The sequence below is a fragment of the Marinobacter sp. Hex_13 genome, from assembly GCF_001566815.1.
GTDB lineage: Bacteria > Pseudomonadota > Gammaproteobacteria > Pseudomonadales > Oleiphilaceae > Marinobacter > Marinobacter salarius.
Genome location: NZ_LSMM01000026.1, coordinates 1 through 15,511, shown reverse-complemented (window position 1 = coordinate 15,511; position 15,511 = coordinate 1). Strand labels below are relative to the sequence as shown.

At 54.6% G+C, this 15,511-nt stretch carries 14 protein-coding genes; 13 read left to right on the top strand and 1 reads right to left on the bottom strand.

Annotation, left to right across the window (positions count from 1 at the left end; all coding sequences use genetic code 11):
- Positions 1-65: 65 nt before the first annotated feature.
- The 13 genes from atpE (at position 66) to AXW11_RS05800 (ending at position 13,818) form a co-directional block, all read left to right on the top strand.
- Positions 66-323, top strand: coding sequence for a F0F1 ATP synthase subunit C (atpE, locus tag AXW11_RS05860; protein ID WP_012138088.1), 258 nt, complete (start codon positions 66-68; stop codon positions 321-323).
- 65 nt (positions 324-388) lie between these two features.
- Positions 389-859 (top strand): F0F1 ATP synthase subunit B, encoded by a 471-nt coding sequence (locus tag AXW11_RS05855; RefSeq protein ID WP_036211711.1) that lies wholly within the window; start codon positions 389-391, stop codon positions 857-859.
- A 15-nt stretch (positions 860-874) separates the two neighbouring features.
- The gene (locus AXW11_RS05850; protein WP_007153009.1) at positions 875-1,411 is read left to right on the top strand and encodes a F0F1 ATP synthase subunit delta; all 537 of its coding nucleotides are present in this window, start codon (positions 875-877) and stop codon (positions 1,409-1,411) included.
- A 28-nt stretch (positions 1,412-1,439) separates the two neighbouring features.
- Entirely contained in the window at positions 1,440-2,984 is a 1,545-nt protein-coding gene (gene atpA / locus AXW11_RS05845; protein ID WP_041332697.1) for a F0F1 ATP synthase subunit alpha, read from the top strand.
- 71 nt (positions 2,985-3,055) lie between these two features.
- Complete coding sequence (atpG, locus tag AXW11_RS05840; protein ID WP_036211705.1) at positions 3,056-3,919, top strand: F0F1 ATP synthase subunit gamma; 864 nt, start codon at positions 3,056-3,058, stop codon at positions 3,917-3,919.
- A 54-nt stretch (positions 3,920-3,973) separates the two neighbouring features.
- Entirely contained in the window at positions 3,974-5,368 is a 1,395-nt protein-coding gene (gene atpD / locus AXW11_RS05835) for a F0F1 ATP synthase subunit beta (RefSeq protein WP_036211702.1), read from the top strand.
- A gap of 47 nt (positions 5,369-5,415) precedes the next feature.
- On the top strand, positions 5,416-5,838 hold the full coding sequence (locus AXW11_RS05830; RefSeq protein ID WP_007153013.1) for a F0F1 ATP synthase subunit epsilon: 423 nt from the start codon (positions 5,416-5,418) through the stop codon (positions 5,836-5,838).
- Positions 5,839-5,980: 142 nt separating this feature from the next.
- Complete coding sequence (gene glmU / locus AXW11_RS05825) at positions 5,981-7,345, top strand: bifunctional UDP-N-acetylglucosamine diphosphorylase/glucosamine-1-phosphate N-acetyltransferase GlmU (RefSeq protein ID WP_091643281.1); 1,365 nt, start codon at positions 5,981-5,983, stop codon at positions 7,343-7,345.
- 34 nt (positions 7,346-7,379) lie between these two features.
- A complete protein-coding gene (gene glmS, locus AXW11_RS05820) occupies positions 7,380-9,212 on the top strand; it encodes a glutamine--fructose-6-phosphate transaminase (isomerizing) (RefSeq protein ID WP_041332695.1) in 1,833 nt (610 codons plus the stop codon).
- A gap of 132 nt (positions 9,213-9,344) precedes the next feature.
- The gene (locus AXW11_RS05815) at positions 9,345-10,160 is read left to right on the top strand and encodes a heteromeric transposase endonuclease subunit TnsA (protein WP_041332694.1); all 816 of its coding nucleotides are present in this window, start codon (positions 9,345-9,347) and stop codon (positions 10,158-10,160) included.
- Complete coding sequence (locus AXW11_RS05810; RefSeq protein ID WP_220387385.1) at positions 10,150-10,848, top strand: hypothetical protein; 699 nt, start codon at positions 10,150-10,152, stop codon at positions 10,846-10,848. Before AXW11_RS05815 ends, AXW11_RS05810 begins: the two co-directional genes overlap by 11 nt.
- 44 nt (positions 10,849-10,892) lie before the next feature.
- Positions 10,893-12,230, top strand: a complete 1,338-nt coding sequence (locus AXW11_RS05805; protein ID WP_220387384.1) for a TnsB C-terminal domain-containing protein — start codon at positions 10,893-10,895, stop codon at positions 12,228-12,230.
- Positions 12,223-13,818 carry an ATP-binding protein gene (locus AXW11_RS05800; protein WP_041332692.1) on the top strand — a complete coding sequence of 532 codons (1,596 nt, stop codon included), beginning with the start codon at positions 12,223-12,225 and terminating at the stop codon, positions 13,816-13,818. The genes AXW11_RS05805 and AXW11_RS05800 overlap by 8 nt, the downstream gene beginning before the upstream one ends.
- A 705-nt stretch (positions 13,819-14,523) precedes the next feature.
- Here AXW11_RS05800 and AXW11_RS05795 read toward each other — a convergent pair.
- Entirely contained in the window at positions 14,524-15,300 is a 777-nt protein-coding gene (locus AXW11_RS05795; protein WP_041332689.1) for an IclR family transcriptional regulator, read from the bottom strand.
- Between the last annotated feature and the right edge of the window lie 211 nt (positions 15,301-15,511).

The window sequence follows — 15,511 nt, the reverse complement described above, 5'->3', positions numbered from 1 at the left end:
ATTAAACCGTAGTTTGAAAACCGAAACCCTTAAACTGAAAACCTAACTGAAAACTGGGAGTTATCATGGAAACTGTAGTTGGAATGACCGCGATTGCCGTTGCACTGCTGATCGGCCTGGGTGCCCTGGGTACTGCTATCGGCTTTGGTATCCTCGGTGGCAAATTCCTGGAAGGCGCCGCGCGTCAGCCGGAAATGACCCCGATGCTGCAGGTTAAAATGTTCATCGTTGCAGGCCTGCTGGACGCCGTAACCATGATCGGTGTTGGTATCGCTCTGTTCTTCACTTTCGCCAACCCGTTTGTCGGCCAGATCGCCGGTTAATCGAGTCGCCGCCGGGGAACTTCCCGGTCTGATGATTCTTTACACAACAGGCGAGAGGTGAAGACGTGAACATTAATTTGACGATGATTGGTCAAGCCATCGCGTTCTTTATCTTTGTCGTGTTCTGCATGAAATATGTGTGGCCGCCGATTATGGCCGCACTGCAGGAGCGTCAAAAGAAGATCGCTGACGGACTGGCTGCCTCAGACCGCGCTGCGCGCGATCTGGAACTGGCTCAGGAAAAGTCAGCTCAGGAACTGCGTGAAGCCAAGCAGCAAGCGGCTGGCCTGATCGAACAGGCCAACAAGCGTGCGGCCCAGATTGTGGAAGCATCGAAAGACGATGCTCGCAAGGAAGGCCAGAAGCTGATTGAGCAGGCCAAGGCCGAAATTGAGCAGGAGCGCAATCAGGCTCGTGACGCGTTGCGTGCGGAAATTGCCGCCATCGCGGTTGCTGGTGCTGAGAAGATCCTGGAAACCTCTGTCGATGCCAACAAGCACAGTGAGATGCTGGACAAGCTGGCAGCAGAACTCTAAACGACGAGGTTCATCATGGCACAACTGAGAACGCTGGCCCGCCCTTACGCAAAGGCAGCATTTTCGGCCGCTCAGGACCAGAAGCAACTGGCTGAATGGTCTGAAGTGCTAACCGTTGCCGGGCAGATTACAGCCAACGAAGACATTCGACAGCTTCTCGCCAGTCCAGGCACCGAAGAGCAGAAGAAGGCAGACATGATTCTGGAGTGCGTTGGAGACAACGTCACAGAGTCGGTTCGCAATTTCTTAATGATTCTGGCGGCCAATCGCCGGTTGAGTCTTCTGCCCGAAATTGCAGCGCTCTTCAACACGTACCGGGCTGACTTTGAGCGTACTGTTGATATTGAAGTCACCTCGGCATATGAGCTGACGGACGAACAACAGCAGAAGCTCGCCCAGGCACTGTCGACCAAACTCGAGCGCCAAGTGTCACTCGCAGCGTCAATGGACAAGTCTTTGATCGGTGGTGTGATTGTACGCACCGGCGACATGGTGATTGACGCATCTGTACGCGGAAAGCTGACCAAACTGGCCGACGCTCTGGGCTCCTGATTTCAGCACAAGGTTTGAGGATAAAGGCATGCAGCAACTGAATCCATCCGAGATCAGTGACATCATCAAGAAGAGAATCGAAAAGCTCGATATCTCTTCCGATGCAAAGAACGAAGGTACGATCCTCTCCGTTTCTGACGGTATCGTACTGATCCACGGTCTCGCCGACGTTATGTACGGTGAGATGATTGAATTTGCCAACGGCATATTCGGTATGGCCCTGAACCTGGAGCGTGACTCCGTGGGCGCGGTTGTACTGGGTGACTACGAAGACCTGGCGGAAGGCCAGAAGGTTCGTTGCACCGGCCGCATCCTGGAAGTACCGGTGGGTCCGGAACTGATGGGTCGTGTGGTTGATGGCCTGGGTAATCCCATTGATGGCAAGGGCGAACTGGGCACCGATCTGACCTCACCGGTCGAGAAAGTGGCTCCCGGTGTTATCGCTCGTCAATCCGTTGATGAGCCGGTCCAGACCGGTCTGAAAGCCATTGACACCATGGTACCAATCGGTCGTGGCCAGCGTGAGCTGATCATCGGTGACCGCCAGATCGGTAAGACCGCCGTCGCCATCGACGCGATCATCAACCAGAAAGATTCTGGCATCAAGTGTATCTACGTGGCAGTTGGCCAGAAGCAGTCTTCCATTGCCGCGGTTGTGCGCAAGCTGGAAGAGCATGGTGCTATGGATCACACCATCGTGGTTGCCGCCGGCGCCGCCGATCCTGCAGCGATGCAGTTCCTGGCACCCTACTCCGGCACGTCCATGGGTGAATACTTCCGTGACCGCGGTGAAGACGCCCTGATCATCTATGATGATCTGTCCAAGCAGGCTGTGGCCTATCGCCAGATCTCCCTGCTGCTGCGTCGTCCGCCGGGCCGTGAAGCATACCCGGGTGACGTTTTCTACCTGCACTCCCGTCTGCTGGAGCGTGCGTCCCGGATCAACGCCGAGGAAGTTGAAAAACTGACCAACGGCGAAGTGAAGGGCCAGACCGGTTCCCTGACGGCTCTGCCGATCATCGAGACCCAGGCCGGCGACGTTTCCGCGTTCGTACCGACCAACGTGATCTCGATCACCGACGGCCAGATCTTCCTGGAGACCAACCTGTTCAACTCCGGTATTCGTCCGGCGATGAACGCGGGTGTCTCGGTATCGCGGGTGGGTGGTTCAGCCCAGACCAAGATCATGAAGAAGCTTGGCGGTAACATCCGTCTGGCGCTGGCCCAGTATCGTGAACTGGCCGCTTTCGCACAGTTCGCTTCCGATCTTGACGAAGCGACCCGTAAGCAGCTTGAACACGGTCAGCGGGTAACCGAACTGATGAAGCAGAACCAGTACAGCCCGATGTCCGTGGCTGAAATGGGTACGGTTCTGTTCGCAGCCAACGAAGGCTTCCTGGACGACGTTGATGTCGACAATGTAGTGAAGTTCGAAGCACTGATGCTGGACTGGATGCGGTCCGAGCAGAAAGAACTTCTCGACAAGATCAACGAGAAAGGCGATTACAACGATGAAATCGCCGCGAGCCTGAAAGCTGCACTTGAGAAATTCAAGACCACTCAGAGCTGGTAACGAATGGGCCTGCAACGTGTTGCAGGCCGATTTTAGAGCAATGAGTGTCTAACTTGAGAAGGCAGTGAGTTATGGCCGTCGGAAAAGAAATACGTAACCAGATATCCAGCATCAAGAGCACGCAGAAGATCACCAGCGCCATGGAAATGGTCGCGGCGAGCAAGATGCGTAAGGCTCAGGAACGCATGAAGGCGACACGCCCTTATGCGGAAAAGATGCGTCAGGTTATTGGGCACATTGCCAAGGCGAACGTCCAGTACAAGCACCCGTTCATGGTCGAGCGTGAAGTAAAGCGCGTGGGCTATGTGGTGGTGTCTACGGATCGAGGCCTGTGCGGTGGTCTGAACATCAACCTGTTCAAAGCGCTTGTCCGTGACATGCGAGCGTGGAAGGAGAAAGGGGTAGAGGCTGATCTGTGCGCCATCGGGCAGAAAGGTGCTTCTTTCTTCAGGAGCTACGGCGGTAACGTCGTTGCGGCGCTGACCCATCTGGGGGACAGCCCGAGCTCTGACAAACTCATCGGCAACGTCAAAGTCATGCTGGACGCGTTCTCGGAAGGCAAGATCGACCGTCTTTACCTGGTCAGCAACGAGTTCGAGAACACCATGACCCAGACCCCGCAGGTGGAGCAGATTCTGCCGCTGCCTCCGGGGGAAGACGAGGAAGAGATCAAGAACCAGTGGGATTATCTCTACGAGCCCGATGCCAGGCAGATCCTCGATGGCCTTCTGCCACGTTACATTGAATCCCAGGTGTACCAGGGTGTGGTAGAAAATCTGGCATGTGAACAGGCCGCCCGTATGATCGCCATGAAGAGCGCAACTGATAACGCCGGTGGCATCATCGACGAGCTTCAGTTGGCGTACAACAAGGCGCGTCAGGCAGCCATCACCCAAGAGATTTCGGAGATTGTCAGCGGCGCGGCTTCGGTCTGATCCGCCAACAATCCAACTGGTTTTATTGACTATCTAGATAACGAGGAACCGAGCATGAGTAGCGGACACATCGTTCAGATCATTGGCGCGGTTATCGACGTGGAATTCCCACGTGACTCCGTACCCAACGTATATGACGCACTGCTGCTTGAAGGTGGCGAAACAACTCTGGAAGTCCAGCAGCAGCTGGGCGACGGCATTGTTCGTACCATCGCCATGGGCAGCACCGAGGGTCTCAAGCGAGGCCTGAAAGCAGACAACACCGGTAAGGCCATTTCGGTACCGGTTGGCACCCAGACTCTGGGCCGTATCATGGATGTTCTGGGTCGTCCGATCGACGAACAGGGCGAGATCGGCGAAGACGAGCGCTGGGCGATTCACCGCAAGGCACCGGGCTATGCAGATCAGTCTGCATCTGCCGACCTGCTGGAAACCGGCATCAAGGTTATCGACCTGATCTGCCCGTTCGCCAAGGGTGGTAAGGTTGGCCTGTTCGGTGGTGCTGGTGTTGGTAAGACCGTCAACATGATGGAGCTGATCAACAACATCGCGAAAGAGCACTCCGGTCTCTCCGTATTCGCCGGTGTTGGTGAGCGGACTCGTGAAGGTAACGACTTCTACTACGAAATGAAGGACTCCAACGTCCTTGATAAAGTAGCGATGGTCTACGGCCAGATGAACGAGCCTCCCGGAAACCGTCTGCGTGTGGCCCTGACCGGTCTCACCATGGCTGAGAAGTTCCGTGATGAAGGTCGTGACGTACTGCTGTTCGTCGACAACATCTACCGTTACACCCTGGCGGGTACCGAAGTATCAGCCCTGCTCGGCCGTATGCCGTCCGCGGTAGGTTACCAGCCGACTTTGGCCCAGGAGATGGGTGAGCTGCAGGAGCGGATCACGTCGACCAAGACCGGTTCCATCACGTCTATCCAGGCGGTCTACGTACCGGCGGATGACTTGACTGACCCGTCCCCGGCGACCACCTTCTCCCACCTTGACGCGACCGTGGTACTGAGCCGTGACATCGCTTCCAAGGGTATCTACCCGGCGATCGATCCGCTTGACTCCACCTCTCGTCAGCTGGATCCACTGGTCATCGGTGACGAGCACTACGAAGTGGCTCGTGGCGTGCAGACCAATCTGCAGCGCTACAAGGAGCTGAAAGACATCATCGCCATCCTGGGTATGGACGAGCTGTCAGAAGAAGACAAGCTGACCGTTGCCCGTGCCCGTAAGATCGAGCGTTTTCTGTCCCAGCCGTTCCATGTTGCTGAAGTCTTCACCGGTTCCCCCGGTAAGTACGTTTCCCTGAAGGAAACCATCAGCAGCTTTAAGGGCATTCTCAACGGTGACTATGATGATATGCCTGAGCAGGCGTTCTACATGGTTGGTACCATTGAGGAAGCGGTCGAGAAAGCGAAGGAAATGAAGAGCAAGGCGAAGAAGTAATCTGAGCCTAAAGCGCTTGTTTCCGGATCGATCAGAGAGGCAACAACATGGGTATGACCGTGCATTGTGACGTGGTAAGTGCCGAAACAAAGATCTATTCCGGATTGGTTGAAATGCTGATCGCAGCGGGCTCTGAAGGTGACCTGGGTATTGCCCCGGGTCATACGCCGCTGCTGACCCAGCTTAAGCCGGGTCCTATCCGTATAATCAAGCAGGGCGGAGAGGAGGAGATCCTCTACGTGTCTGGTGGTTATCTGGAAGTTCAGCCGAATCTGGTAACGCTGCTCGCGGACACAGCTGTCCGTGCCAAGGATGTGGACGAAGCAGCGGCGATCGAAGCTCAGCGTGAGGCTGAGAAGGCACTCGCCAACCAAACGGGTGAGTTCGAGTATTCCCGTGCCGCTGCCGAGTTGGCCGAAGCTGTTGCCCAGCTTCGCACCATCCAGCAGCTGCGCAACAAGATGCGTTAAGCATTTCTGTTCGGGACTGCCGATCACCGAAACCGCATCCTGAGTCGCCTGAGAACAGCGAAACGTTGTCAGGCAACCAAGGGTGCGGTTTTTTTGTATTCAGGCATTGAAACTGGCTACCGATCCGGAGCGTGGTAATCGTATGACTCCCCTTCACGTTGTGATTCTGGCCGCCGGCCAGGGTTCAAGAATGAAATCGTCGCTGCCGAAAGTTCTCCACCGGGTGGCTGGCAAGCCCATGCTCCATCACGTTATTGATACCGCCCGCCAATTGGGCGCGTCCGGTATCCATGGCGTCATTGGGCATGGTGCGGACCAGGTTCGGCAGATAACTCCCGCAGAGGATCTCATCTGGGCACTGCAGGAACAGCAACTGGGCACGGGCCACGCGGTTGCTCAGGCCCTGCCGGCCCTGCCGGATGAGGCGCGGGTGTTAATTCTCTATGGCGACGTACCGCTAACCAAAGTTGAGACGCTTGAAAACCTGGTTTCTCAAGTAAGTGATCGTTCACTCGCGTTGTTAACCGTGAACCTGGAAACACCGGATGGTTACGGGCGCATCCTGCGGGATGAGAGCGGCAAGGTGCGAGCGATTGTGGAACAGAAGGATGCCACTGATGCCCAGAAGCAAATCCGGGAGGTGAATACCGGCATCCTGGCGATCTCAGCGCGTCACTTGAAGGACTGGCTGCCGCAGCTCTCCAACCACAACGCTCAGGGTGAATACTACCTGACCGACATCATTGCCATGGCGGCTGATCGCGGAGTGGAGATCGCCGTTGCCCGGCCTGCCAGCGAATACGAAGTCCAGGGCGTTAACAACCGTCTTCAACTCGCCGAACTTGAGCGCTGGGTGCAGCGTCAGGAGGCGGACCGTTTAATGACGGAGGGCGCAACCCTGGCCGACCCCGCTCGTGTGGATGTGCGTGGCGAGTTGTCTGTGGGCCAGGATGTGCTGATCGATGTTAACGTTGTGTTTGAGGGCAAGGTTTCCCTGGCGGATGGCGTCAGTATCGGGCCGGGTTGTGTGATACGGGACAGCCAAGTAGCAGCTGGTGCAAAAATTGAAGCGCACTCAGTTATCGACGGTGCGGACGTGGGTGCGGGCGCCAGTATCGGGCCATTTGCACGCCTCCGGCCGGGTACCCGACTGGCGGCCAGGACCAAGGTGGGTAACTTTGTCGAAACCAAAAAAGCCGATGTCGGTGAGGGCAGCAAGATCAACCACCTCAGTTACGTTGGTGATACCTCACTTGGCCGTAACGTAAATGTGGGTGCAGGAACCATCACCTGTAATTATGATGGGGTGAACAAGTCCAGAACCGTTATTGGTGATGACGTGTTTGTGGGGTCCAACACCTCACTGGTGGCACCGGTCAGCATCGCTTCCGGGTCTACCGTCGGTGCGGGCTCTACCATCACCCGCGATGTGGCGGAGAGTGAGCTGGCGGTCGCACGAGCTCGCCAGCGCAATATCTCCGGTTGGGAACGGCCGACGAAAAAGTGATTTAAACGATTTACAACGGACAGGTGACAGCGACATGTGTGGCATTGTAGGGGCGGTATCAGAAAGGGATGTTCAGGGAATTCTTCTCGAAGGCCTGCGCCGTCTGGAATATCGGGGCTACGACTCCGCCGGCATGGCCGTAATTGACGGTAAACAAGCCATCAACCGGGCCCGCGAAGTGGGCAAGGTTGCGGCCCTGGCCGATGCCATTACCGGCAGCGGGCTTGAGGGAGCCGCCGGCATTGCCCACACCCGCTGGGCGACCCACGGTGAGCCGTCCCAGATCAATGCTCATCCGCATATGTCTGGTGATCGCCTGGCTATTGTCCACAACGGCATTATCGAGAACTATCAGGAACTACGGGAAGAACTGAAAGCCGAGGGGTTTGAGTTTACCTCCCAGACGGACACCGAAGTCGTTGCGCACCTCATCGAAAAGCAGTTTCGCCTGAGCAACAGTCTTTACGAGGCCGTGAGCACCGCCATTGAACGTTTACGCGGTGCCTTTGCCTTGGCAGTGATTCATGCTGACGAACCTGACCATATGGTGGTATGCCGCGAAGGCAGTCCGTTGGTGATGGGTGTCGGCATCGGCGAGAACTTTATCGCTTCCGACCAGCTTGCGTTGCTGCCGGTTACCGACCGTTTCATGTTCCTGGAAGAAGGGGATATCGCTGATATCCGCCGTGATCGCATTGAGATTCACGATCGCAACAAGCAGCCGGTGGAACGTGCGGTTACCCGTTTTGAACACAGCCAGGACGCCGCCGAGAAAGGCGAGTACCGCCATTTCATGCTCAAGGAAATCCATGAGCAGCCGAGGGTCATCCGTGCCACAACGGAAGGCCGGGTAACCAACACCCGCGTGCTGGAGCAGGCGCTTGGTACCCAGGCCGGCAACCTGCTGGAGGACGTTCGCCATGTACAGATCATTGCCTGTGGCACCAGTTACCATGCCGGCATGGTCGCACGCTACTGGATAGAGGAACTGGCGGGCGTGCCCTGTTCCGTGGAAGTGGCCTCCGAGTTTCGCTACCGCAAACACGTGATTCAGCCGGACACCCTGTTCCTGTGCATCTCCCAGTCCGGCGAAACCGCCGATACCCTGGCCGCATTGCGCCAGGCCAAAAAGGCTGGCTTCCGCGCCGCCATGGCGATCTGCAACGTGCCTGGAAGCTCCCTGGTACGGGAATCCGATCTAGTGATCATGACCCAGGCCGGCCCGGAGATCGGGGTCGCCTCCACCAAGGCGTTTACCACCCAGCTTACTGCGCTATTGATCTTCACGCTGGCATTGGCTCGCCACAATGGCCTGGAAGAGTCGCGGGAAGCAGACATTGTTGAGGCGATCCGCCTGCTACCCGGCCAGGTCGACCAGGTGCTGGCACTGGACGCCGATATTGCGGAAATGTCGAAGTCCTTCATGGACAAGAACCACAGCCTGTTCCTGGGCCGGGGTGCCATGTTCCCGGTGGCCCTGGAAGGCGCATTGAAACTCAAGGAAATTTCCTACATCCACGCCGAAGCTTACCCGGCCGGTGAACTCAAGCATGGCCCGCTTGCTCTGGTGGATGGGGAGATGCCGGTGGTTACCGTGGCACCCAACAACGAGCTGTTGGAGAAACTGAAGTCCAACCTGGAAGAAGTTCGTGCTCGTGGCGGCGAGCTGTTTGTATTTGCCGACAAGGCGGCGGACGTGCGGCCACAGGAAGGCATCCACGTGATGCCGCTACCATCGGTACACCCGATCACGTCACCGATTGTCTATACCGTGCCGTTGCAGCTCCTCTCGTACCATGTAGCGGTGCTCAAGGGCACTGATGTGGATCAGCCGCGGAACCTGGCGAAGAGTGTTACGGTGGAGTAGTTCGTTACAAACCCGAAGTCCGCCTGTCAGAGGACATTAAAGTTTGATAAATAACATTAATGTTTGATTGTTTACATTAAAGTTTGATCAAAACAGGCCCCCTGCTATTCTCAACATAGCAGGGGGCTTTTCATGACAGATGCCAACAAACCGCTTGATCCAAAACATGAGAAATCGTTGAAAACTCGTGGCCAGGGATCAGGCAAAGACTATGAACCTTTCATCAAGGTTCATGAGCTCAGCAGTTCAGGTGAGAGTGTTCGAATCCGCAGTGCTTCGGTGGGTCGGATTCATCATCTGTTGTCTGGTATAGAACTGCTGGCGTTTCTGGTTTTCGATCAGTTCGAGCAAACGACGGATATACGAGAACAATACCCCCTGCGAATAGACGATACCCTCGATATCTGTGCTCGACTGGGAATCCGTCATCCCCAGATGCATGGCGGTTTAACGGTGGTTTCAACGGACCTATTAGTCGACTTCTCATCGGGCCATCGGTTGGCGATTGCAGTGAAATCGTCGTCGGAGCTATCTAAGCTGAGAGTGATGGAGAAGCTCCAGATTGAAAAAACCTACTGGGAAACTCGTGATGTGGAATGGAAGATTTTCACAGAGAGGGAAGTCACAGATGGGATGCGGGAAAATCTTATGTGGATCCAGCCCTATCTATCCCCGGATATGGCGGCACATCAAGAGGTGGATTATTCAGATGTGCAGGATCTTTTCCATCGGCTTCAGTCGCATCCGCGAACCAAGATCACACGGCTTTGTGCGAAGCTGGATGACCAATATAACGTCGATCGCGGATTCCATTTGAGTATCTTTCGATACGCTGTAGCCCACCGTTTCATAAAGGCACCTCTGAACAACGCATTTCACAGCTGGAAATTTGGAGACCTGACTCTCAGAGAGCCAGAGTTCGCCACCGAGGTGAACAATGCTTCTTAATCGTGTATTCCAAGATCCCTCGACAGGCAAGCGATATCGTGTGGTCCTGGAGCACCTCTCAGATTTGATGTTGATCGACGTCGACAGTGACAAAGCCTGGCCTTTCCCAATGTCAGAAGAAGAGTTCCGTTCGGTTGGGTATGACTCTATTTCCGACCCCTACCCGATACCGAGTGTCGAGGATGGCAGCGTTGGCGCCGCAAGGCGTGATGAAGCCTGGGCCACGATCAGCCCATTGTTGGAACACTACCAATCGCTTTTGATTAAAAACGAACGAAATCGGTTGATAAAGGAACTCCTTAAATCTACCGATAAGCCGAGGCTGTATATCACCCGACAGCTTCGTCGATACTGGCAAAGGGGAATGGCCCCCAATGCCCTGGCACCGGATTATCACAAATGTGGGGCCAAAGGCCGCCCTAGACGTGAGGTGGAGCAAAAGGTTGGCCCAAAACGTACGATTACTCCAGGAGTGGGGGTGCCTGTAACAGCGGAAGTTGCGGAGCTCTTTCGCATGGCACTTGATGGCTTTTATCTGACCAACGAAAAGGTCCCTTTGGCTGCTGCAAAAGACAAGGCTGTCGGGCTTTTCAAAGCGCGCAACCCCTCTGCAACAGAGAAAAGTATGCCCACGATGAGGCAATTCCGGTACTTTTATGAAACGAATTACAGAAATCTGATGTGGTAAGGACGCGGACTCCAAGCCGCATCTATCAAAAAGATAAACGGGCGTTGACCAGCACGTCAGGCAATCTCAATTTCGGCCCGGGGGCCCGTTATGAAATAGACGCGACCATAGCGGATCTCTACTTAGTGGCAGAGGACGATCCTGCTCTCATCATTGGCCGTCCGGTTTTGTACTTTGTCAAAGATGTATTTAGCCGGATGGTTGTGGGTATGTATGTGGGCCTCGAAAATCCCTCATGGGTTGCTGCGATGGTGGCGCTTAGCAACGCCTTCAGCGATAAAACAACGTACTGCCAGGGTTATGGAATAGCTATCAGTAAAGAAGACTGGCCAAGCTTCGGCCTTCCCGCGTCCATCATGGCTGACCGCGGGGAGCTTCTTTACAAACAAGCGGATGTCTTGGTTAACAGATTCAATATTCAATTGAGCAATTCACGCGCCTATCGCGGTGATGACAAAGCAATCTGTGAGCGATTCTTCAACACTATTCAAAGTAAGTTTCGGCCCTATGTTGGCGGGGTAGTTGAGCCTGTAAATGGGAAAAAGCGTGCCGGAAAGCGCTACGAGCTGGATGCGGAACTGAACCTCTCTGACTTCACGCAAATGTTGATTAATCTGGTCATCATCTACAACACCCAGCATGTTGTTGAAGGTTATGATTTCGCGCCTGATATGCCGGCTGACTTGCCCGCAGTGCCCCGGGAACTCTGGAACTGGGGAATTCAAAACCGCACCGGCCGACTTCGCTCCTGTGACGAAGACTTGGCACGCATTAATCTCCTGCCCTATGAGAGTGGAACGGTGTCACAGGTTGGCATCACCTTCAAAGGACTTGTGTACACCTGTCAGGAGGCGTTGGCCCAAGGCTGGTTCGACCGTATCCGCCAAAACCGCCCTTCAAGAGTTGAAATCGCTTTTGACCCGCGACGGACTGACACTGTTTACCTGAGACCTGGCTCTGCATTCGAAAACTACTGGGTATGTGAGCTTTCGGACCGAAGCCGGCGATACAAAGGCATGAGCTTCGTGGAGGCCGCTGGAATAGTGAAAGAAATTAATCGTACCAAAGCCACTGCCAAACAAGAGGAGGATTATCAGAAGCCGGACGCCCTATCCGCGGTTGAGGAGATTGTTTCTAACGCGAAGAAGCGGCAGAAAGCCAGCAAACTATCCCTTGCTGACTCTGAGCGACTTCGGGGTATACGGCAGAATCGCGCCACAGAAAAAGAAGCTGAGCGAAATCGCAGCGGAATTAAATCCAGGAAACAATCGAAGCGTGACCGTCCAGCGGATGTCGTGCCGTTCCGCTCTAATAAGACCCAATCAAACGAGAGCCTCGATTACCCGGATATGGATGCCTTCCTGGAGGATGACGATGATTAAACTGCCACGGGCACAATATCGGGAAGCAGAAATCCGGGAATACGAAGGACAGCCATTAATTAATGCCCTGCCACCTATTAATTCGCCGCAGGATACAGCGAGGATGCTGGCTCGTTTCCCAAAAGTCGACGAGGCTGAAAAGGCATTGCCAGCCCATATCCGGCGACATGCAATGATGAGGATTCTTGATCAGTTCCTGTACCCAACGAAATCTCACCTTCAATTAGAGCAAATGATTTCTGGAATGATCCGTCGTGGCTATCTGAGTCGAAATATTGCCGCGCCGGATTATCACCGAAACTTGGATGACGTTGCCCATAACGATTTCAATGCGATCGTTCGAAATGCCGGAAATGAAGCCCTGGTAAGTTCCATTATCGGGTGTTCCGGTACCGGAAAATCCACGGCGGTAGAGGCAATCCTGAAAACCTACCCGCAAGCGATTTATCATCCAGAATACCAGCATGCCCAATTGGTCTGGCTGAAAGTGGAGTGCCCTCATGATGGGTCGGTAAAGAATCTGTGCACCAATTTTTTCCGGGCCGTCGATGATGCGCTGGGTACCGATTACCAGGCGCTCTATGTAAAAAGCCGATCCTCTGCGGAGTCCATGCTTGGCGATATCGCCCGCGTGTCAGCGTTACATTCGGTTGGCGTTCTTGTTATTGATGAGATTCAGCACTTGGAGAAATCTCGCTCGGGCGGGGCGGCGAAGATGCTTAATTTCTTCGTAACGCTGACCAATGTCATTAAAGTTCCGGTTCTTTTCATCGGAACGCCGAAGGCTTTGGAGCTTTTCCAGCCAACCATGCGGTCGGCAAGGCGAGCAGCGCAATTTGGTAGTCTGGATTGGGAACGGTTTGCACGGGCTGAGAATGAGGGCGCTGATGGAGAGTGGGAGCGGTTTTTCAAACGGCTCTGGAAGCTGCAGTGGTTTGAGCATGCAACCCCTCTAAATCAAGAAATGATGGATCTATTCTGGGAGTATACGCAGGGGATAGCCCACATCGCAGTTGCACTTTTTTACCTCAGCCAAGCGCGGGCTATCGCTGCTAGCAGGGAAGTGGTTGATCGGAGCCTTGTAACCAAGGTCTATCAAGAAGAACTTGCCATGATTCATCCAATGATTGCCGCGTTGCGAACCGGGCGTGAGGCAACGATTCTCCAATACGATGATCTGGATGTGCCAAGGGAGTCTATCCGGGCCCAAAGCTCTTTGCAGCCTGTAGCCCCTCTTGAGTCATTTGATCAGGAAAGGCAGACGGCGTCTAACGGTTCCAAGCAGGACAGCCTGATCACGATTCTGGTCCAGATGGGAATTGGAGAGGACATCGCCCCCGCTGTTGCAGAGCAGGCTCTGGCGGAGCGGCCAGATGATGACTTATTCGCGTTGGTAGCTCATATAAATGACTTGGGAGAGAGGGCGCCGGCCGCCTCACCACCGAAGAATCATTCTCGGACAAAAGAAGAACCAGCGCCGGTGTATCTGGAGGATGACCTGCGTGTGATCAGGGATGACGATCCTAAAAAAAGCTACCAAAGCTTGAAAACAAGGGGTGTGGTTATTGAGATCTCGTCTTACCTATGAGGTTTGCGTATTCTGGCGAACGTGACCGGGGATTCCGGCATCGTGACCAGAAACTCCGGAAAAACACCTGGGATCGGTCACGATCGCCCGGAATATGCAAGGTTGCAAGACCGATCTCCGGCATGCGGATTTTAAACAGTGCATGGGAGCCCCTCATCCATTGCTCATCTGTCTAGAGCGCAGGATTTAGGCTATCTTTCTTGAAAGGTATGTCTTCTACCATTGAAGCACTCAGGCATAGAGAAACAGTATGGGGTCTTCCGAGGACCAGCTCAGACCAGCCGCTTTTTCCAGTCTTATAAGTGCCACTAACTCCGCACCTGTTTCCAACCACCAGAGTTCGCCACACTGATTCCTGCCTTTTCATCCCAGGAGGAAATCCATGGACAGACAACCCCGACCTGCACCAGTTCTGGCAGAAGGCGCTGTCTGACTGACGCGTTTATGGCTTATGCTGCGCAGCTTACTGCAAACAACAGTCGCTCGTTTACGAGAAACTGGAAGCACTGTTGTCCTTGAACGTGGATTTGCTCGCCTCAAAAAAGTGGATCAATACCCCTGAGGTAAGTGGGTCGATTTAACGGCGCTTACCGCCAGCGGTGCACAACTACATGCTGGCGGAGCAGTGCCAGAAGGAGCCGCATAAGGTTACCTCGCCGGCGTTCGCCGCGGGATATGTTTTATCGCATCTGATCGGTATCGCCACTACAGGCTTTTCGAGATGGTATCGACGGTTGCGCGGATCGCGGTTTGGAAGAGCTTGGTATCGATGGAATCATAGCGATACTTGGGCACGCTGACACTGACACACCCGATTGGTTGGCCCCCGCAATCAAGAATCGCGGCTCCGAAGCACCGAATGTCCAGTTCGTTCTCTTCCCAGTCGAGCGAAAAACCTCGCTGTTGGGTCTGAGCGAGTTCGTCCCGGAGCTGATCGAGATTGGTAATGGTGTGTTCCGTGCGCCGGGTCAGTTGTAGTTGCGCGAGAATATTTTCCCGTACCGCGGAATCGAGGGCCGCAAGATAGGCCTTTCCAACGGAGGTCGAGTGCAGATTCACTCGCGTACCGATGCGCGAAATCATGCGTACATTCTGCGGGCTCTCAAGTTTATCGACGTAGACCATTTCCAATCCGCTGGGAACCGCGAGGTGCACGGTCTCGCCGGTGGTATCGCGAAGCGCAGCGACGTGCCGATGCGCTATGCTTCGCAGATCGTGTTCATCCCGGGCGCGGGCGGCCAGGCTGATCAATCGCGTACCCAATTTGAACGTGCCGCGGTCCCCGTTTTCCATTACCAGCTCTTCGTTAATTAGCGCTGAAAGGAGGCGATAGAGTGTTGGTCGCGGGTACGGCACTACATTCATTAATCCGGTTATATCGATATTCGGCGAGTCGGCGATCGCCTGCAACACGTTCATGAACTTGGAAAATGACGCGGTCCCCTGGACTTGGGGCTTAGATTGCTTGCTAACTTCTGACATTTCATCTCCTAAATTAGCCATCTGCGATTGGGCGGGACTGACTGGAACGCAGCATCACCCGCCAATCAGCACATCATTGGATAGATACGCTACTGCAATTGCCCCGTCCCCAGAGCTTCGGTAACTACTCTCTGCTTGGCTTGCCAGCACGTGCATCAAATTCCAACCTTGCTGTGTTGACTCGGAATCGGAAGAATGCTTTATACTAGCA

What these genes read in the sequence shown, in the direction of transcription:
- AXW11_RS05810 (WP_220387385.1), top strand. Translation starts at nt 10,150, where the DNA reads ATGCTTCTTAATCGTGTATTCCAAGATCCCTCGACAGGCAAGCGATAT.
- AXW11_RS05830 (WP_007153013.1), top strand. Translation starts at nt 5,416, where the DNA reads ATGGGTATGACCGTGCATTGTGACGTGGTAAGTGCCGAAACAAAGATC.
- atpE (WP_012138088.1), top strand. Translation starts at nt 66, where the DNA reads ATGGAAACTGTAGTTGGAATGACCGCGATTGCCGTTGCACTGCTGATC.
- AXW11_RS05815 (WP_041332694.1), top strand. Translation starts at nt 9,345, where the DNA reads ATGACAGATGCCAACAAACCGCTTGATCCAAAACATGAGAAATCGTTG.
- glmU (WP_091643281.1), top strand. Translation starts at nt 5,981, where the DNA reads ATGACTCCCCTTCACGTTGTGATTCTGGCCGCCGGCCAGGGTTCAAGA.
- atpD (WP_036211702.1), top strand. Translation starts at nt 3,974, where the DNA reads ATGAGTAGCGGACACATCGTTCAGATCATTGGCGCGGTTATCGACGTG.
- AXW11_RS05795 (WP_041332689.1), bottom strand. Translation starts at nt 15,300, where the DNA reads ATGTCAGAAGTTAGCAAGCAATCTAAGCCCCAAGTCCAGGGGACCGCG.
- AXW11_RS05850 (WP_007153009.1), top strand. Translation starts at nt 875, where the DNA reads ATGGCACAACTGAGAACGCTGGCCCGCCCTTACGCAAAGGCAGCATTT.
- AXW11_RS05800 (WP_041332692.1), top strand. Translation starts at nt 12,223, where the DNA reads ATGATTAAACTGCCACGGGCACAATATCGGGAAGCAGAAATCCGGGAA.
- glmS (WP_041332695.1), top strand. Translation starts at nt 7,380, where the DNA reads ATGTGTGGCATTGTAGGGGCGGTATCAGAAAGGGATGTTCAGGGAATT.
- atpA (WP_041332697.1), top strand. Translation starts at nt 1,440, where the DNA reads ATGCAGCAACTGAATCCATCCGAGATCAGTGACATCATCAAGAAGAGA.
- atpG (WP_036211705.1), top strand. Translation starts at nt 3,056, where the DNA reads ATGGCCGTCGGAAAAGAAATACGTAACCAGATATCCAGCATCAAGAGC.